At 68.6% G+C, this 17,756-nt stretch carries 16 protein-coding genes; 15 read left to right on the top strand and 1 reads right to left on the bottom strand.

The window, feature by feature from the left end:
- Positions 1 to 93: 93 nt before the first annotated feature.
- A complete protein-coding gene (locus ACFXKN_RS03860; RefSeq protein WP_378945306.1) occupies positions 94 to 735 on the top strand; it encodes an NUDIX hydrolase in 642 nt (213 codons plus the stop codon).
- 135 nt (positions 736 to 870) lie between these two features.
- On the opposite strand, the gene ACFXKN_RS03855 is transcribed toward ACFXKN_RS03860, so the two are convergent.
- On the bottom strand, positions 871 to 1,617 hold the full coding sequence (locus ACFXKN_RS03855) for a metallophosphoesterase (protein WP_378945311.1): 747 nt from the start codon (positions 1,615 to 1,617) through the stop codon (positions 871 to 873).
- Between the two features lie 227 nt (positions 1,618 to 1,844).
- On the opposite strand from ACFXKN_RS03855, the gene ACFXKN_RS03850 reads away from it, so the two are divergent.
- From ACFXKN_RS03850 to ACFXKN_RS03785, 14 genes are all read left to right on the top strand, one after another.
- A complete protein-coding gene (locus ACFXKN_RS03850; RefSeq protein ID WP_378945314.1) occupies positions 1,845 to 2,927 on the top strand; it encodes an alkaline phosphatase family protein in 1,083 nt (360 codons plus the stop codon).
- A gap of 151 nt (positions 2,928 to 3,078) precedes the next feature.
- The gene (locus ACFXKN_RS03845) at positions 3,079 to 5,451 is read left to right on the top strand and encodes a RelA/SpoT family protein (RefSeq protein WP_378945317.1); all 2,373 of its coding nucleotides are present in this window, start codon (positions 3,079 to 3,081) and stop codon (positions 5,449 to 5,451) included.
- Between the two features lie 198 nt (positions 5,452 to 5,649).
- Positions 5,650 to 7,299, top strand: a complete 1,650-nt coding sequence (locus ACFXKN_RS03840; protein ID WP_378945320.1) for a cutinase family protein — start codon at positions 5,650 to 5,652, stop codon at positions 7,297 to 7,299.
- Between the two features lie 52 nt (positions 7,300 to 7,351).
- Positions 7,352 to 8,518: a hypothetical protein gene (locus ACFXKN_RS03835; protein WP_378945323.1), complete on the top strand. Its 1,167-nt coding sequence runs from the start codon at positions 7,352 to 7,354 to the stop codon at positions 8,516 to 8,518.
- A gap of 9 nt (positions 8,519 to 8,527) precedes the next feature.
- A complete protein-coding gene (locus ACFXKN_RS03830) occupies positions 8,528 to 9,382 on the top strand; it encodes a MinD/ParA family protein (RefSeq protein WP_378945326.1) in 855 nt (284 codons plus the stop codon).
- Entirely contained in the window at positions 9,379 to 10,020 is a 642-nt protein-coding gene (locus ACFXKN_RS03825; protein WP_378945331.1) for a hypothetical protein, read from the top strand. The genes ACFXKN_RS03830 and ACFXKN_RS03825 overlap by 4 nt, the downstream gene beginning before the upstream one ends.
- 94 nt (positions 10,021 to 10,114) lie before the next feature.
- Complete coding sequence (locus ACFXKN_RS03820) at positions 10,115 to 10,408, top strand: hypothetical protein (protein ID WP_378913069.1); 294 nt, start codon at positions 10,115 to 10,117, stop codon at positions 10,406 to 10,408.
- On the top strand, positions 10,408 to 10,662 hold the full coding sequence (locus tag ACFXKN_RS03815) for a hypothetical protein (RefSeq protein WP_378945334.1): 255 nt from the start codon (positions 10,408 to 10,410) through the stop codon (positions 10,660 to 10,662). The genes ACFXKN_RS03820 and ACFXKN_RS03815 overlap by 1 nt, the downstream gene beginning before the upstream one ends.
- Positions 10,659 to 11,267 carry a hypothetical protein gene (locus ACFXKN_RS03810; RefSeq protein WP_378945337.1) on the top strand — a complete coding sequence of 203 codons (609 nt, stop codon included), beginning with the start codon at positions 10,659 to 10,661 and terminating at the stop codon, positions 11,265 to 11,267. Before ACFXKN_RS03815 ends, ACFXKN_RS03810 begins: the two co-directional genes overlap by 4 nt.
- The gene (locus ACFXKN_RS03805) at positions 11,264 to 12,079 is read left to right on the top strand and encodes a hypothetical protein (protein WP_378945341.1); all 816 of its coding nucleotides are present in this window, start codon (positions 11,264 to 11,266) and stop codon (positions 12,077 to 12,079) included. Before ACFXKN_RS03810 ends, ACFXKN_RS03805 begins: the two co-directional genes overlap by 4 nt.
- A 56-nt stretch (positions 12,080 to 12,135) precedes the next feature.
- Positions 12,136 to 13,584 carry a hypothetical protein gene (locus tag ACFXKN_RS03800; protein WP_378946235.1) on the top strand — a complete coding sequence of 483 codons (1,449 nt, stop codon included), beginning with the start codon at positions 12,136 to 12,138 and terminating at the stop codon, positions 13,582 to 13,584.
- A complete protein-coding gene (locus ACFXKN_RS03795; protein ID WP_378945346.1) occupies positions 13,581 to 15,077 on the top strand; it encodes an SCO6880 family protein in 1,497 nt (498 codons plus the stop codon). The genes ACFXKN_RS03800 and ACFXKN_RS03795 overlap by 4 nt, the downstream gene beginning before the upstream one ends.
- A 7-nt stretch (positions 15,078 to 15,084) precedes the next feature.
- Positions 15,085 to 17,442, top strand: a complete 2,358-nt coding sequence (locus ACFXKN_RS03790) for a hypothetical protein (RefSeq protein ID WP_378945351.1) — start codon at positions 15,085 to 15,087, stop codon at positions 17,440 to 17,442.
- Complete coding sequence (locus tag ACFXKN_RS03785) at positions 17,439 to 17,747, top strand: transposase (protein WP_378945354.1); 309 nt, start codon at positions 17,439 to 17,441, stop codon at positions 17,745 to 17,747. Before ACFXKN_RS03790 ends, ACFXKN_RS03785 begins: the two co-directional genes overlap by 4 nt.
- The last annotated feature ends 9 nt before the right edge of the window (positions 17,748 to 17,756 follow it).

Below are 17,756 nucleotides of genomic sequence, written 5' to 3'. Positions count from 1 at the left end.
GAAGAATCGGGGCATCCGTACCGTGACCGCGGTATCGGCCGGTGACAACGCAATGCGCCCGGAGCGGGGCCGCTCGAGGCAGGATGGGGTGACGTGGAGCAATCCGTTGTGTCGATCGACGTGGTGACATTGCGGTGCTGGGACGCCGACAGCGGCGTTCGCCTCGGCATCGTCCCCCGCGAGTTCGAGCCGTTCACCGGCGAACTCGCGCTACCCGGCGTGCTGCTGGGCCGCGGCGAACGCCTCGTCGACGCCGCCCGGCGCGCCGTACACACCAAACTCGGTGTGCCGGCCGAGGCGATCTGTGCCGTCGGCCAGCTCGTCACGTTCGACGAGCCCCATCGCGACCCGCGCGGCCCGACGCTGGCCATCGCCATGTGGGCGGTGGTCGCCGAACACGACGGGCCTGCCGAGTGGGTGGGTTTCGACGAGGTCCCGCCGCTGGCGTTCGACCACAATCGCATCGTCGACACCAGCCGTGGCTTGCTGGCCGGACTCCTCTGGAAGGACGCGACGCTCACCCGAGCGCTGGCGGGCGACGAGTTTCCCGCTACCCGCGCGGTCGATCTCAGTACCTCCCTGCACGGCGCCCGTCCCGACCCGGCCAACCTCAACCGGACGCTCGCCGCGATTCCGGGGCTGGGCCGGACCGGTGAACGTCGCCGGGTGAAGGCCACCGGGCGGCCTGCGGTGGTGTGGGCGTTCGACGTCGACGAGGGCAGCTCCGCGCGCTGACCCGCGCCGGTGACAGCGTGCTTTCGCTCGGCGAGTCGAGCGCACCGCGGGGCGCGGGCCATCGCCGCGAAGGGTGCTCGAATCCACGGCGATGTCAGTGTTCGCCTGTGCCGCTGGGCCTTTCGCTTGCCGTGCTCAGAGACCGAACGCTGTCGTGTCGAGATCGTAGAGGGCGTAGGTGCGGCGGAGGACCGGGTAGGAAACGTTGCGAACAGGGACGTTTCCGGTGGTGTGGCCGTATTCGGTGCCGGAGTGGGCGTGGCCGTGCAGGGCCAGGGTGGCGGCGGCCGTGTCGATGGCCTGGCCCAGTGCTTCGCAGCCCAGGCCGGGGTAGATCGACGGGGCCTCACCGGTGAGGGTTTCGGTGGTGGGGGAGAAGTGGGTGAGTGCGATGCGGGTGGGGGTGTCGAGGGCGGTGAGGGCGTGGTGGAGGCGGTGCGCATCGACGGTGCCGCGGCGCATGAGGGCGCGGTGTTCGTCGGTGCCGTGCTCCGGGTCGCCGGGGTGCGTGGGGAAGCCGCCGGACCCGCCCATGACGCCGGCGATGCCGATGCGGTGGCCGCGAAGGGTGCGGATCGTCGAATCACCGTCCAGCACTTGGACTCCGATGTCGGTGAGCATGTCGGTGATGAGATCGGTGCAGCCGCCGTCGTGATCATGATTGCCGAGAACCGCGATGACCCGCACGGCGATGTCGAGGAGTTCGTCGCAGAGTAGTTCGGCCTCGTACTCGGTGCCGCCGTCGGTGAGATCACCTGCTAGCAGCAGCATTTCGGCGTGCGTGCCCAAACGGCGGAAGTCGGAACGGAACTTGCCTACGACGGCCGGACGCATATGCAAGTCGGCGGTGGCGGCGATGCGGACGGGCGCTGGGTTCCCCACCTGCCAAGAGGGCCACAACGGCAACCCTGCTGTCAACGGAATTCGCGGACAACAGTGCTGGCGGGCTCGTGGAATCCACGGACGAAATCCTGGCGGGAGGCTGGACGAAACGTGCGGTTCGTGGGTTGTTCAGCGGGGCGTACGGGCGATGCGAACCTGGTGAAACGTCGATGAATGGCGTGGTGGCGGGCTCGCCGAAGCGAACGTGGTCCCTCATTGTGAGGGGTATGCGCGAGATGTCGGCTCCGGCGAAAGTGCTGGTTGCGCTGGTGACCGCGTTGGTGACGATTCCGCTGGTCGGGTCGGCGGCGGGCTCGGTGGCGGCGTTCGACGATGTGGGGGCGACGGTTGACGCGGCAGCCGCGTTCGGGGCTCCGCGACGCGGGGTCGGCGCGGTGGTGAACAAGGTTGTCGTCATCGGGATCGATGGGTTGATGTTCGACAAGGCCGACTCGGCGCAGGCGCCGCGGTTGCGGCACCTCGCCGCGCAGGGGCTGCTTTCGCAGGGGAACATCGCGGGGCACATCACGATTTCCGGGCCGTCGTGGGCGAGCGCGCTGACCGGAGTGTGGGACACCGAGCACGGGATCACCGACAACGAATTCGGCGCGCGCCCGTTCCTGGCGCACCCGAGTGTGTTCACCCGGATCGAACGGGCCGACCCCGCCCGGCAGACGATGTCCATCGGCACCTGGCACCAGATCGCGACGATCGCGGCCACCGGTGACCGGCGCGCCGACGTCGCCCTCACCACCGCGCCGGTCGCCGACGATCCCGACGAGTCGGACACCGACGCCGCTACCGCGACCGAAGTGGTGTCATCGATCGAGCGTTCCGGACCCGATCTGGTCTTCACCCACCTCGACCAGATCGACCTGGCAGGCCATCAGCACGGCGGAGCGTCGCGCGCGTACCTGGCCGCGATCCGCCGGGTGGACGTGCTGGTCGGCCAGATCGTCGCGGCGGTCGACCGGCGCGCGCACACCCATCCGCGAGAACAGTGGACCGTCCTGGTCACCACCGATCACGGCCACCTCCCGACCGGCGGCCACGGCGGCCAGACCCCCGCCGAAACCGCCAACTTCGTCATCGCCCGTGGGCCCGACTTCACCCCGGGCACCATGACCAGCGCCCACACTGGTAGACCTCACGCCCACCGTCCTCGACCTCCTAGCCGTCCCGCCCGGCCGTCTCGACGGCCACACCCTCCGCACCCGCCCGATCCCAGGCGACGAGCGCTGACAGGTTCCCCCACACGCACTCCTCCAACACCTATCCGCAGGCCGGGAAAGTCACTACGCTGCCCGTGAACAACCGGCAGAAACCGCGGAGAAGCGGATTAGCCGCAGGCCTGTGACCCTGGTGACTCGAACACCAGGTCGGTACGGGGACTAAAGTTGAGGCCCCGGGCGGTTGCAGCACTCGGCCGACAGGTCCGAATGCAGCGTGAGAGGTGGTGGCATGACTCGACAACTCGGCGAGGCGAAGGTTGGGCAGGAATCCACCGGAGCCGCGCCAAGCGAAGGTGCCCCGGCGAAAACCCCCGAACCCGCCAAGCAGTCCCCGACAGCCTCGGTGCCCAGCTCCGCTTCGCGGCGGGTCCGTGCGCGGCTGGCTCGGCGGATGACCGGTCAACGTGGGATCGCGGCGGTCAAGCCGGTCCTCGAACCGCTGGCCACCGTCCACCGCGAGCTGTATCCGAAGGCCAACCTCGGCTTGCTCCAGCGCGCCTTCGACGTCGCCGATGAACGCCACGCCAAGCAGTTCCGTAAGTCCGGCGACCCGTACATCACCCATCCCCTCGCGGTCGCCAACATCCTCGCCGAACTCGGCATGGACACGACCACCCTGGTCGCGGCCCTGCTGCACGACACCGTCGAGGACACCGGCTACTCGCTCGAGCAGCTCAAGGAAGAGTTCGGCCAGGAAGTGGCCCACCTCGTCGACGGCGTCACCAAACTCGACAAGGTCAACCTGGGCTCGGCCGCCGAAGCCGAGACCATCCGCAAGATGATCATCGCCATGGCGCGCGACCCCCGCGTGCTGGTGATCAAGGTCGCCGACCGGTTGCACAACATGCGCACCATGCGCTTCCTGCCGCCGGAGAAGCAGGCCAAGAAGGCCAAGGAAACCCTGGAGGTGATCGCGCCGCTGGCGCATCGCCTCGGCATGGCCACCGTCAAATGGGAGCTCGAGGACCTCGCCTTCGCGATCCTGCACCCCAAGAAATACGACGAGATCGTGCGACTGGTCGCCGACCGCGCACCCTCGCGCGACACTTACCTGGCGAAGGTCCGCGCCGAGATCACCAACACGCTGGCCGCGTCGCGGATCAACGCGATCGTCGAAGGCAGGCCCAAGCACTACTGGTCGATCTATCAGAAGATGATCGTCAAGGGCAAAGACTTCGACGACATCCATGACCTGGTCGGCATGCGCATTCTGTGCGAGGAAGTCCGCGACTGCTATGCCGCCGTCGGTGTCGTGCACTCGCTGTGGCAGCCCATGGCGGGCCGGTTCAAGGACTACATCGCGCAGCCGCGCTACGGCGTCTACCAGTCGCTGCACACCACCGTGGTCGGCCCCGACGGCAAGCCACTGGAAGTGCAGATCCGCACCCAGGACATGCACCGGACCGCCGAGTTCGGCATCGCCGCGCACTGGCGGTACAAGGAGACCAAGGGCAAGCACTCCGGTGACGCCGCCGAAGTCGACGACATGGCGTGGATGCGTCAGCTGCTCGACTGGCAGCGCGAGGCCGCCGACCCCGCGGAGTTCCTGGAATCGCTGCGCTTCGACCTGAAGTCGCCGGAGATCTTCGTGTTCACGCCCAAGGGCGACGTGATCACGCTGCCGCAGAAATCGACCCCGGTCGACTTCGCCTACGCCGTGCACACCGAGGTCGGGCACAAGTGCATCGGCGCGCGGGTGAACGGGCGGCTCGTGGCGCTGGAACGGCAGCTGGAGAACGGCGAAGTCGTCGAGGTGTTCACCTCCAAGGCGCAGAACGCCGGGCCAAGCCGCGACTGGCAGAAGTTCGTGGTCTCACCGCGCGCGAAAGCCAAGATTCGCCAGTGGTTTGCCAAGGAACGGCGCGAGGAAGCTCTCGAAAGCGGCAAGGAGCAGATCTCCAAGGAGGTGCGCCGCGTCGGACTGCCGCTGCAACGGTTGATGAGCGTCGAGGCGATGACCGCGGTCGCGCACGAACTGCACTACAGCGACATCTCCACGCTCTACACCGCCGTCGGCGAGCATCAGGTGTCGGCGCACCATGTGGTGCAGCGGCTGATGGCCCAGCTCGGCGGCATCGGCGATGTCGAGAACGAGCTGGCCGAGCGGTCGACACCGTCGACCACGCCCGCCCGGCAGCGGGTCACCGGTGATGCCGGTGTGCTCATCCCCGGTGCGCCGGGAACGGTCGCGAAGCTGGCCAAGTGCTGCACTCCGGTGCCGGGCGACGAGATCATGGGCTTCGTGACCCGCGGTGGCTCGGTGAGTGTGCACCGGACCGACTGCACCAACGCCGATTCGTTGCAGGAACAGTCGGAGCGGATCATCGAGGTCGAATGGGCGCCATCGCCCTCGTCGGTGTTCCTGGTCGCCATCCAGATCGAGGCACTCGATCGCACCCGATTGCTTTCGGATGTGACCAAGGTGCTGGCCGACGAGAAGGTCAATATCCTGTCGGCTTCGGTGGCCACCCACGGCGACCGCGTCGCGATCAGCAAGTTCACCTTCGAGATGGGCGACCCCAAGCACCTGGGCCACCTCCTCAACGTGGTGCGCAATGTCGAAGGCGTGTACGACGTCTATCGGGTGACCTCCGCCGCCTGACCCCGACTACGGCCCGGGCACTCTCCGCACGAGGGTGCCCGGGCCGCTGTCCATCCAGGTGATCGCCGAAAGGTTGCTGTCCGCATCGGGTTTGCTGGGGGCAGCGGAAGGGCCGATTAGGGCAGGGGTTGGGTTACCCGGAATCTGTTACGGTTTAGTGCGTTTCAACGCTCCACTGGTCAGCGGAAACGGACTGTGATGCGGATCGATTTTGCTCGGTGCACGACACGACTGACGGGGACGCTCATCGCGTTCACCGTTGCTTCGCTGTCGGTTACGGCGGGGGTGGCCGGTGCGGAAGAGGGTACACCCACCACGCCGTCGACACAGGTACCTCTCGCCGCGTGTCCTGCGTTGTACGCCTTGGGGATTCAGGGCACGGGCGAGTCGTCGCCCGACGCGGCGCCGAGCACCGACACCGGGATGCTGTCGACGGTGTTCCGTCCGATGCTGGCCGGGGCGGCCGACGCGGGACTCGTCGATCGGGCGTACGTGCCCTACGAGGCGGGTTTCGGCGGTGCGGTACAGGGCGGTGCGGTGCCGTACACGGAATCGGTCGCCGGCGGCTTGGAGCGACTGCGCTCGATGGCGACGCAGGTGACGCGGCGTTGCCCGGACACCCGGATCGCGGTCGTCGGATATTCCCAAGGCGCCCACGTCGCCTCGTTGTTCGCCCAGGAAGTCGGCGCGGGCACCGGGGCATTGTCCGCGGACAAGGTCGCCGCGGTCGCGTTGTTCGCCGACCCGACTCGCGCCGAGAACGCGCCACTGTTCCCCGGCGCGCCCGACCGGACGGCCCCGCTGGCGGCACCGGGAACATCCGGTGACGCCGTGGCGAACCTCGGTGCGGTGCGCCAAGGGGTCGCCTCCGGTGGTGGACTCGGACCGGAAAGTGACCAGGCCGACGACTTCGGAAAGCTCACCGGTCGCGTCGCGAGCTTTTGTGCCACAGGCGATCTCGCGTGCGACGCACCGCAGGGCGCGCCGATCGTGCGGGCGGTCACCAACCTCATGAGCCAGTCGAAACTCTCCGGCGGCGACCCGATCGGCTCGTTGACCTCGATCGCGCAGGCGCTGGCGTTCACCTCCATCAAAACCGCCACCGCGGTGGTCGAGGAGGACATCTCCGGCGCCACCCTGGGCGATGTGTCGGTCGCGCCGAAGAAGTCGATCTCGCAGCGACTGTCCGATGCCTCGGACCCGAGCAGCGAACTCGATGTGAACGCCGCCTATCACGCGCTGCTGAAGGTGGGCATGATCGGTCTCAACGCCGTCGCCACCGTGGTGAAGTCGGTGATCAGCCCGGCGAGCATCAGCGAATTGGCCACGGCCACATTGTCGAATCCACTGGCCGGGCTGACCCTGCTCGGGACGAAACTGGCAGGCGCGGTCCCACAACTCGTGCCGCCGACCACCGGGGTGCGGCTGGTCAACGAGGCGTTCGCGGCGGTTCAGCAGAACGTGACCGACAACGCCGAGCTCCTCGATGTCACCACCTGGGTGCGCTACTGGGACACGCTGCAACGCCATGACGCGTACTCGCGCATGGGCGTCGGTGCGAACGGCGCGACACCGACGCAGTATGTCGGCGAGTGGTTCGCCGCTCTCGCCCGTGATGCGGCAGGCGTTTCCGGGAAGGGAGCGGTACCGCTCGGCGGGTCCGACTCGCGTGGTATGGGAATTTTCCCGAGCCCGACCGGCGCGTCTACGACACCCAAACCCTCCGGTGGGGGACAATTTCCATTCGGGACAGGAGCCGATGGCGCCTCATCCGGCGGCGCGACGACTCCGCCTGCCGCGACACCCGTAACCACCGCACCCATCAACCGTCCGTTCTCTGTGAACTGATCACCGAGAGGTCTTCGATGCGAACTGTGCCCGGCGCCGTGGAAAGGGGGGAATGTTGAAGTCGTACAACGAATTGTCGCGCTGGTACTCGGCGCTGGAGCCCGAGACCGATGCCGGCGCCCCCGCGCGCCCGGACACCACCGAACCGGTGGCAGGCGACGACGACAGCATCGACCGATATCCGACGGGTTCGGAGTCTGCCCCGACCGCCGAGCCGACACCGGAGCGGGCCACGGTGGGGGAGCGTCAGCCGGAACCGTTCAGCCTCGCCCTCGACGATCAGCCGAACGCCACCGGCGACCCGCACAGCCGGGACGCGGTGCAACAGGCGACAGTTGTCGGCGACCCGTACACTCAGCACCTGCCGAGCGCGAAGGCCGATCAGGTCCACCGGGTCGCCGAGTTCGATGACGCGACAGCTGAATCCGTCGACATCGCCGCGGCCGAGTACGACAAGCGGCCCTACCCGGTCGAACCCGAACCGGTACCACCACCCCCCGCGCAACTGGCCGGACGGCGCAGCGACTTCACCGGCGGCTGGTCGGACTGGGTCGCCAGCCCGGCACCCGGCCCCGACGACGACTACGACGCCGAACTCGTCCAGTTCCCCTGGCCCGACGCCGCCGTCGACGAATACGACGACGCCCGGGTGCTCGAACCCTCCGGCGCCCTGCGCGCGAACCGGAAACGGCAGCGCACCTGGGTGGTCCTCGCGGTCTCGGTCCTCGTGCTCGTCCTCGCCGCGACCGGTGTGTTCTTCCTGCTCTTCGGACGCGGCGACGGCGACACCGCCCGCAGTGCCGCTCCGCCACTGCACTTCACCGCGGGCAACCTGACCGCCGACACCGCGGGCTCGTGCCCGACCGAACGCACCGAGATCGTGCTGCGCAGCGCCGAAGCGGGCGGCACCGATTCCGGTCCCGACGCCGTGCTCGCCTTCCAGTACGCCTACTACGTGACCCGATCGGGGGAGCAGGCCAGAGCGGTGGTCACCCCCGACGCCGACGTCTCGCCGGCCGCCGTGATCCAGCGCGGTATCGACACCATCCCGGTGGGGACCACCCACTGCGTGCGGATCACCGCTGTCGCGGCCGACCGGTTCACGGTGGAGGTCACCGAGTTCCGGCCCGCGGGCGCACCGGCCACCTACACCAAGCAATCGGTGCGGACAGCGCTGGTCGGCGATCGCACGCTCATCACGGGCATCGCGGCAGGGTAAGGAGAGGCGATGACAGACGACTGGAGCCGTTGGCTCGACGAGGCCCCCGAGGGGGACCCGTCCGATGACCTGGCGCGTGATCCGGCTCCGGTGGTGCGGCTGCGGCGCCGCAACGGTGAGCGCCGCGACGGTACCCGCAGGCCGATCCTGGTGGTCGGCGGCTGCGGCGGCGCGGGCACGACAACGACCGCGCTCGGGCTTGCCGCGGAGTTGGTCACCGCGGGTGCGACGACAGTGGCGGTCGACGCGACCGCGGCGGGCAGCGATATCGCCTTGCGCGGCGCTGACAAGCACCTGCACCCGGTGAACCTGCAGTCCTGGGTATACGGCCGCGGCGACGACGAACCGGCGCCGCTCGAGGACTGTCTTTCCCGCTCCACCTCCGGTTTCGGCCTGCTCTGGCGCGATGCGACCCCGCTGCGCCGCCGCGCGACATTTCTCACTGTCGCGCGAGCGCTGGACACCGGTGGGTACACCGCGGTATACGACGGCGGCAACCCGATTGCCGGACGGCAACTGCGGCCACTGCTCGACGACGCCGATATCGCACTGGTACTCGCCATTCCGGCCCGCGTCGACGCCGCCAACCGGCTACGCGTGACCCTGGAATGGCTCGACGACCACTACGGCGACGACGGCGCAGGGGTGGTCGCCGACACCACCATCGTTGTCTCGCACCAGTACTCGCACGACGACTCGCGCGTAGCGGAGCATTTGCGCGAGCACCTGTCCGGCTGGGTGCGCGAGGTTGTCGAGATTCCCTACGACCCGCATCTCGCGCGCGGGGAACTCGTTCGCCACGCCGAGCTCGCCGAGGTGACGCGTTCGGCGTATGCGAGCTTGCTCGCCGGGGTGGCATCATGACGGCAGCCATGAATCTTCGTCGTCGTCGTGAACCGGACGCCCCCGCCGGTGTAGTCGCGCCGCCAGAATCGCTGCGCGCCAAGATCTGGGAGCGTCCGGTGCCCGGGGTCGGCCGGGCGCCGCTGCTGTGGTTGCTCGGGGTGCACGGTGGCGCGGGCGCGACCACGCTGTCGCATGTGCTCGCCCCGGCCGCCGACGCGCGCGGGCGCTGGCCCGGTGTCTTCGACCGCGAGTCTCCCTACGTCGTCCTGGTCGCCAGGGAAACCATCTCCGGACTCACCCGCGCGCACGATCTGCTGCGCCAGCACCACGCCGGGCTCGCAGGCCCGGCACTGGTTCTCGGCATGATCACGGTCGCCGCGCGCCCGGGCCGGATGGCACCGGAGATCCGGCGCTACCGGGAGGTGGTCGGCTCGCTGGCCGGGCACGTCTGGCAGGTGCCGTGGTTCGAGGAATGGACTCTGGTGGAGTCCGACGCGCTTCCGGTGTGGTCGCCGGGCGACGAGGTGGCGGTCAAGAAGCGCCGCCCCGATCCGCTCGACGACGTGCCGGTCGAAATCGGTGACCTCGGTACCGATGTGGTCGCCGCGATCCGCACGAGTCTCGGCGCGGCCGCGTCGGGCGAGGGTCGATCATGAACGCCGGGCGGGTTGCCGGTCGGTGGTGTACAAACGTGTGTCGTCGTCGAAGTGTTTGTGGCACAACACCTTTACAGTGGGAGAAAGGCACCCGATGAGCATGATCCTCCTCGCCGTGCAGGACACGTACGGCACCGTGCTGGCCCAGGTCGGTAATCCGACTCCGGAAGCTCCCCCCGGCTCGGAGAAGATCCTGCAGCTGGTGCGCTACCTCACCTGGTTCGTACTGCTGTCGGGCATCTGCGGCATCACCTACGCGGGCGGCAAGTTCGCGTGGGAGCGCTGGACCGGTGGTGGGCTCGAGTCGCCGAAGATGGTGGCGGGCGCCATGATCGGTGGCGTCGTCGCGACCAGCGCCGGCACGATCATGAGTGCGGTCATCGGTTAGTGGTCACCGTGCTCGCCTACAAGCAGATCCCGGCCGACGTGTTGGCGCCGATGATGCAGTTGCTCAACTGGCTGCTCTGGTTCGTCCTGCTGTCGTGCCTGGCCTGGATGATCCTGTCGGCGGGTCGATTGTGGATCGCGTTCCGCAGCGACCTGGCGGTCAACGATGCCTCACACGGTGTCCTGATGAGCCTGATCGGCGCCTCGGTCGCCAGTACCGCGTCCGCGATCGCGCTGGCCTTCCTGCCGGCATGAATTCCACAGTGACACGACCGGTCGCGGTCGGTATCGCCTTGCTCGCGGCAGCCGTCGGCTGCGGTGGCGGTGGCGATACCGGCCCGGACCTGACAGCCGCACCGACGGGGATCGGCTGGCAGGACTATCAGGGCATCCCCATGCCGCACACCGACCAGGGCCCGAAAACGGTGGGCCAGGGCGCCGCCACGGGCTTCGAGCATTCCCCGCGCGGGGCCGGGCTGGCGGCACTGACCCACACCATCCGGCTGTCGGTGGCACCGGACAGTCAGTGGGCCCAGGTGGTGAACGCCGAACTCGTCCCGGGACCGGCGCGTGACGAGTGGGCGATCAACCGAGTGCAGCTGTCGATCACCGGACCCGCCACGGCGGAGTACGCGCCGAAATTGTTGGGTTACAAAATTACCGAATATCGTGACGAGCGAACGACAGTCGACGTCTATACCGAATACTCCGACCGGTCACGGGCGGTGAACCACACCACGGTCAGCTGGTACGGCGGAGACTGGCGACTGCAGTTACCCGATCCACGCTCGGTCGACCGACCGATCGACCCGATCGACGAATTACCGCAAGACATCGTGACATTGGAGGCACCGCAGTGAGCGAGAAGGAGCCGGGCACGCGCGACCGCGCGTCCTTCGGCATGATCGCCTCCGGTGCCCTGCTCGCCCTGATCATGGTCGTCGGCGCCGTCGTGTACTTCACTCGCGACGGCGACGGCGAGGCCGATTTCGCGCCACCGCCCGCCCAGGCCGCGGGCGGGACGGGATTCGCCGAGCCCGAGGTCGACCTGCTCGGCAGGCGGGTGGACATTCCGAACAACCCGGCGGGCCAGCCCTTGGCCCAGCAACCGGGTACGCAACGTACCGCCGCGGACCCGGATTGGCTGACCGGCGCGCCGGAGGGCACCACGAAACCGCATGGCTGGCAGCGTGTCTACGGCGCGTCGGTGCCGTTCTCCACCTCCGACGGGCCGTCGCGGATCGAAGACGGACTCGCCGTCGGCTACGCGCGTACACCGCAGGGCGCCGCGCTGGCCGCCGCGCAGATCACCTACCGGCTCAACGCGCGCCCGGCCGACCGCGACCTGTACGTGACGCAATTACGGGTCAGCACAGCACAATTGGCCGCCTACGACTCCGCGCTCTCGGGCGAGCGGTTGCCGAAACAGCAGCCGGAGAAGGTGACCAGGTACTTCGTGGCTTCCGACGCGTTCAAGATCGACGACTTCGCCGAGGATCTGGCGATCGTGCGCCTGGCCTCGCGCGGTCCGGTGATCGACGGCAAGCAGTTATACGCCGCCATGCGGATGATCGTGGTGTGGGACGCCGGTGACTGGCGGCTCAAACCGTCGACGACAGCAAATACCCAGACCGAGTACGTGGAATCGCTGGCGGGGTGGACGACATGGTGATCGAGGTACAGCACAGCCCGGATCGATTCCGCGCGGACCATCGAGGGGTGCCAACTATGCTGAGGCGGATCGTCACTATTTTCGCGGTGATCTTCACCGTGATGATCGCGACGCCGACGGTGGCCTACGGCCAGACCTACGGCTTCGACGAGGCGTGCAACGAATTGCACGACACCCTCGACAGTGTCGCGATCCCCGGAGTCTCACTCGGCGACGCGGCGTCGGCGGTGTGTAAGGCGGGCAATGCCGCCTCCCACCCCGGCGAGGCGGCCACCGCCGTCAAGGACAAGGCGTGGGATTCGACCTTCGGCAAGGTGGTCGACTCGCTGATGAAGGGCCTCGGCGAGGCACTGATCCTGGCGTTGACCTTCTGGATGAAGGTGCCCAACGAGGCGGTGAGCGACTCGGGGGCACTGTTCACCAAGATCAACGACTACACCTATCAGATCCAGATATTGCTGTTGATCGCCTCGGTGATCATCACCGGCGGGCGATTGGCCGAGGCCAGACGCGGGGCGGCCGTGAGCGAGGCCGCCGAATCGTTCCGCCTGTTCGCCAGGGTGGTGTTCAGTTCGTGGATGCTGGGCGCGGTGATCGTCGCGGGCACGCGTGCCTCGGACAAGTTCTCCGAGTGGATCATCGCAGACGCCACCGGCGGCAATGCCAAGAACATGGCCGAGCTGATGGTGAAAACCAGTAAGTTGCAGGCCTTTTCGCCGGGTTTGGTGCTGATCATCGCCATCGTCGGCCTGCTCGGCGCGCTCGCCCAGATCGTGCTCGCCATCGTTCGGCAGGGTCTGCTGGTGGTCGCCGCGGGCGTGCTGCCGCTGGCCGCGGCCGCCTCGGCGACCGGGACCGGCAAGCAGTCGTACCAGAAACTGGTCGGCTGGATCATCGCGTTCATGCTGTTCAAACCGGTGGCCGCGATCGTGTACATGATCGCGTTCACCACCGCGGGCCACGTCGACGAGACCACGGAGTCGGGCGGGCTGCCCAGCGGCGAGGACGCACAGCGGATGCTGGTGGCGCTGGTGCTGCTGTGCAGCGTGGCGTTCGTGCTGCCCGCGTTGATGCGCCTGGTCGCGCCCGCCGTCGCCACGGTCGGCACCGGTGGTTCGGGTCTGATGGTGGCCGGTGGTGCGGCGGTCGGCGCGATGGCGCTGGGTGCGATCGGTACCAAGGCCGTCGCCTCCCGGCCCGCGGCGGCACCAGGCTCTGCGGGTTACTTCGGGAGTGGCGGCGCGGGTTCACGACCAGGTGGACCGGGTGGCGGCGGAGGCGGTGGTGGTGGCGCACCGCGGCCTACGCCACCACCGCGCGGGGGTGCTCCCGCACCGGCGACGACCAGTTCGGGCTCGGTGCCCGCGGGTGCGGCCCGCAATGTGGCGGCCGCGCGGACCGCGGCCAACACCACCGGCCGCGCGGACCAATCGATGGGCGACGTCGCCGGTGACCGCTGGGCGAATCGTTCACCCGACCTCGGCAGGAGCACGATTCCGCGATGACGACCTCGGCGACCGACACCTACGAGCGCCGCTCGTACGGGCTGTGGCAGAAACCACGCAGCGCGGGCCTTTTCGGCCTGCGCTGGGAAGAGACCGTGATCGGTTTCGTCGTGGTGATCACGGCACTGATCTGCGCGATGGTCGGTGGATTCAAATGGGGTTTCATCGTCGGCGGGCTCGGCGCGCTGGTGATGGTGCCCCTGGTGTGGCGGACGGGGGGCCGCTCGGGCTATGAGACGGGACTGATGATGTTCAACTGGAGGCGCTCGCGCAACAACGGCGAGCACGTGTATCGGGGTGGCCGGTTCTCCCGGATTCCCGGCGGTGTCACGAAATTGCCAGGGCTGCTCGCGCCGTCGAAGCTCTACGAAGGTATCGACGCCGGTGGCTATCACTTCGGGATGATCCATCTGCCCGCGTTCGCGCAGTACACGGTGGTGTTGCGGGCCTGGCCGCAGGGGCACGAGGCAGTGGACCAGCCGGTGATCGATCGCTGGGTCGCGGCCTGGGGCACCTTCCTCGCCTCGGTCGGGCAGACCAGCGACATCGTCGCGGTGGTGCCGGTGATCGACACGGTGCCCGAGACCGGAAACCGGTTGCTCAACGAGGTTTCCACGATCACCCGCCCCGAAGCCCCCGAGCTGGCTCAGCAGGTGATGTACGAGCTGGCCACCGAATTGCCGCAGGAGCGTGTGCAATTGCTGCCGCGGGTGGCGATCACGTTCAAGGCCACCACCGCCGAGCGGCGCAAGAACCCGGCCGAGGAAGCGGTGGAGATCGGGCGCAGGCTGCCCGGTATCTGCGCGGCGCTGGCCGAGGCGGGCGTGCGGGCACAGCCGATGTCGGCGGAGGAGGTCATCTCCTTCATCCGCCGCAGCTATGACCCGGCCGCGCAGGCCGATCTTGAGGTGGCCGCGGCCGATCCCGGTGGGCACGGCCTCGGCTGGGACGACGCGGGCCCGGTGTCCTACGACGAGAAGTGGGATCACCTGATCCACGACGGTGGCCGCTCGGTGACCTGGGAGATGGACGCGGCGCCCGAGGGCGCGGTGGACGAGCGGGTGCTGCAGCGACTGCTCGCGCCCAATCCCGAAGTGCCACGCAAACGCATCGCGATCGTCTATCGGCCGCACTCGGCCGCCGATGCCGCCGAGATCGTCGACGACGACTTCAAGAACGCGCTCGTCGCGCAGCAGAGCGAACGCGGTGTGGTCTCGGCGGCGGCGACGCTGCGTGTCGGCGCCACCCAGCAGGCTCGCGAGGAACAGGCACGCGGACACGGTGTCACCCGTTTCGGCGCGCTGGTCACGATCACCGAACCGCTGCGCGGTGACCTGCCCCGGATCGAGGCCATCACCCGTGACCTCTCCACGCAGGCCCGGCTCAAGATCCGGCGCTGCTACCGCTACCAGTCCGCGGCGTTCGCGGCATCTCTGGGTTGCGGCGTGATCCTGCCCGAACACGCAACCATTCCGAAGGCATTGGCGGGGTGAGGCGATTATGGGACGCGACTACGAACCCCCGGTGCGCGATCGCGACGATGTCGCGTTGCGCCCGGTCCACCGGCCGCCGCGCATTCGCGGCGAACGCGAGCCACGGCCCGCGGGGAGCGCGCCGCGCGTGAGCGACGACGTGCTCGGCCTCGACGAGCGCACCGAACGCGACGAGCGCGAGAGCTCGTCGCGGGGATCACGCACGGCCGAAGAACGTCCGCCGGGCGAGCGCAGGTCGCGCGAGGAACCGCGTGCCGATCGAGGTCGCCCGACGCGTCCGCGTGGTGAGGAACCGCGCAGGCCGCGCGAGGACGAGGACGGTCGCCTCCGTTCCCGTGGTGACGAGATGCGTGGTCGCGGTGACGGATCGCGGGCAGCCGGCCGCGACGGTGCGGGGGAGCGGCGCGCTCGGCGCCCGCATCCCGATGCCGATCGGGCCGCCAGGGCGCGGGCCGAACGTGGGCTGCGCGAGGAGGACCACGGCCCACGTCTGGAACATCAACGCCCCCAGGGTGATCCGCGTCGACGGCCCAAGCAGGCCGAACCCAAGCTGACGAAGAAGAAGCCGAGGCCGGCGAAGGCGGTACGCGCGATCCGGCCCGACGAGGCCGCCGACCGTGCGATGGGTTCGGGTCGGTCCGTGAAATCGACCAAGCCGGACCGGCGTTCGCAGTCCGGTCCCACGCTGCTCGATGACGCCACCCGTGCCCGCTACGAGATGATCGCCCGCGAGCAGTCGGGCCTGCGCGCGGCCTGGGCGACCTTCCGCATCCACACCGACGACCTGCGTCGCAACAACGCGCAGGCGCGAACCGATGCCGTTGTCAAAGACGGATTCGACCGCACCACCGCCGAATTGACCGACCGCGGATACTCGGGCGCGGGCGGCGGCAAGATGAACGTCGTCGGCCGCCCGGTGGAATATCGGGCCACCACCGCGCAGGTGGCGGGTCTGTGGCCGTGGTCGGTCGGTGCCGGCGCGCCGCTGATCGGCACCCCGCTCGGCTCGCATCTGCACACCGGCGCCCCGGTCTGCTTCGATCCGATGAACTGGTTCATGCGCGGCAGCTTCATCACCGCGCCCAGCCTTTTCGTGCTCGGCCTCAACGGTTTCGGCAAGTCGTCGTTGGTGCGTCGGATCGTGCTCGGCGGCATCGCCCAGGGCATCACCCCGCTGATCCTGGCCGACGTGAAACCCGACTACCGCAAGATGGTCGAACTCGTGGGCGGCCAGGTGATCGATCTCGGCTACGGGCACGGCAAGCTGAACCCACTGGCGGCGGGCGTGCTCGGCTCGGTCGTGCCGCGCCTGGAAGACCAACCCGCACTGCAACGTCAGGTGCTGCAGGATCTGCGGGCCAGGCAGGTGACGCTGATCGCGGGTCTGGTGGAACTGGTCCGCGGCGCTCGCGTCGCCGACTTCGAGGAAACGCTGATCGCCACCGCGCTGCGCATCCTCTACCAGCCGGGCGGCTTCACCCCCGACAAACCACCGATCATGGAGAACCTGCTCGAGGTGATCGTCGGCGGCGGCGCCGAAATGATGCTCGACGCGGGCGCCGACAACGCCGACGAGTACCAGAACGCGATCAAGGGTCTGCGCCGATCACTGCGCGCGCTCACCCAGGGCCCGTTCGGCGCGATCTTCAACGGCCAGACCAGCGTTCCCATCGATACCGGCGCCGTCGCGGTGTGTATCGATGTCTCGCACATCCCCAGCGGTGACAAGAAGCTCAAGGCCGCGGTCATGCTGGCCTGCTGGGCCGACGGGTTCGCCTCCGTCGAGGCCGCGCACGTGCTGGCCGACGCCGACCTGGGCCCGCAGCGCTACTTCCAGGTGGTGATGGACGAGCTGTGGCAGGTGCTCGGTCTCGGCGACTTCATGGTCGACCGCGTCGACGAGCTGACTCGTCTGCAGCGCGGCCTCGCCACCGCCTTGATCATGATCAGCCACACCATCAAGGACTTGCAGGCGCTGGGCTCGGACGCCGCGATCGCCAAGGCCATCGGCTTCCTGGAACGCGCGCGCGCCAAGATCTTCGGCGCGTTGCCCGGCGAGGAGATCAGCAGGCTCGACTCCACGGTGCCGTTCACCTCGGCCGAGCAGGAGATGGTGACCAGTTGGTCGGCGCCGCAAGCACTCACCGGTGAGGCGCTCAAGCCCGGCCAGCAGCGGCCATCGCCGCCCGGTACCGGCAAGTTCCTGCTGAAGGTCGGCGAGGATCGCCGGCCGGGTATTCCTTTCCACATGGAGTTCACGGTGTCGGAGCGAGAAAGCGGAATTCACGACACGAACCAGCGCTTCAGCGAGTTCGGCGACAACCCACGTGGCACTCCGGACTACTCGAACGGGAGTGAGCAATGATGCCGCACCGGTCCTATCGCCGGGTCTCGCCGGAGGTTCGCAATGCCGCCGTCGCCCAAGTGGTCGCGCTGACCGACAAGTTGCGCAGCGAATCCGAGGCCTGCCGGATGGTCGCCGACCAGATCGGCGTGCACGCCAATTCGGTGCGCAACTGGGTCCGCGCGACGCAGGACCCGAGCCTGGACCGGATGGACGCCACCGCGCTACGCCGCAAAGTGGCGCTGCTGCAACAACAGTTGGCCGCCGCCGCGGAGATGAACCGCACGCTCGCCGACACGCTCAACGAGTCCCGGCGCCGCACATGAACCCCGCCG

The organism is Nocardia sp. NPDC059195 (assembly GCF_042754695.1).
Lineage (GTDB): Bacteria > Actinomycetota > Actinomycetes > Mycobacteriales > Mycobacteriaceae > Nocardia.
The sequence above is the reverse complement of the archived record's forward strand: the minus strand, read 5'-3'. Positions and strand labels throughout refer to the sequence as shown.

Bases quoted from the DNA above. Each gene is read 5' to 3' on its own strand.
- ACFXKN_RS03850 (WP_378945314.1), top strand. From the start codon at position 1,845: ATGCGCGAGATGTCGGCTCCGGCGAAAGTGCTGGTTGCGCTGGTGACC.
- ACFXKN_RS03845 (WP_378945317.1), top strand. From the start codon at position 3,079: ATGACTCGACAACTCGGCGAGGCGAAGGTTGGGCAGGAATCCACCGGA.
- ACFXKN_RS03840 (WP_378945320.1), top strand. From the start codon at position 5,650: ATGCGGATCGATTTTGCTCGGTGCACGACACGACTGACGGGGACGCTC.
- ACFXKN_RS03835 (WP_378945323.1), top strand. From the start codon at position 7,352: ATGTTGAAGTCGTACAACGAATTGTCGCGCTGGTACTCGGCGCTGGAG.
- ACFXKN_RS03830 (WP_378945326.1), top strand. From the start codon at position 8,528: ATGACAGACGACTGGAGCCGTTGGCTCGACGAGGCCCCCGAGGGGGAC.
- ACFXKN_RS03825 (WP_378945331.1), top strand. From the start codon at position 9,379: ATGACGGCAGCCATGAATCTTCGTCGTCGTCGTGAACCGGACGCCCCC.
- ACFXKN_RS03820 (WP_378913069.1), top strand. From the start codon at position 10,115: ATGAGCATGATCCTCCTCGCCGTGCAGGACACGTACGGCACCGTGCTG.
- ACFXKN_RS03810 (WP_378945337.1), top strand. From the start codon at position 10,659: ATGAATTCCACAGTGACACGACCGGTCGCGGTCGGTATCGCCTTGCTC.
- ACFXKN_RS03800 (WP_378946235.1), top strand. From the start codon at position 12,136: ATGCTGAGGCGGATCGTCACTATTTTCGCGGTGATCTTCACCGTGATG.
- ACFXKN_RS03795 (WP_378945346.1), top strand. From the start codon at position 13,581: ATGACGACCTCGGCGACCGACACCTACGAGCGCCGCTCGTACGGGCTG.
- ACFXKN_RS03790 (WP_378945351.1), top strand. From the start codon at position 15,085: ATGGGACGCGACTACGAACCCCCGGTGCGCGATCGCGACGATGTCGCG.
- ACFXKN_RS03785 (WP_378945354.1), top strand. From the start codon at position 17,439: ATGATGCCGCACCGGTCCTATCGCCGGGTCTCGCCGGAGGTTCGCAAT.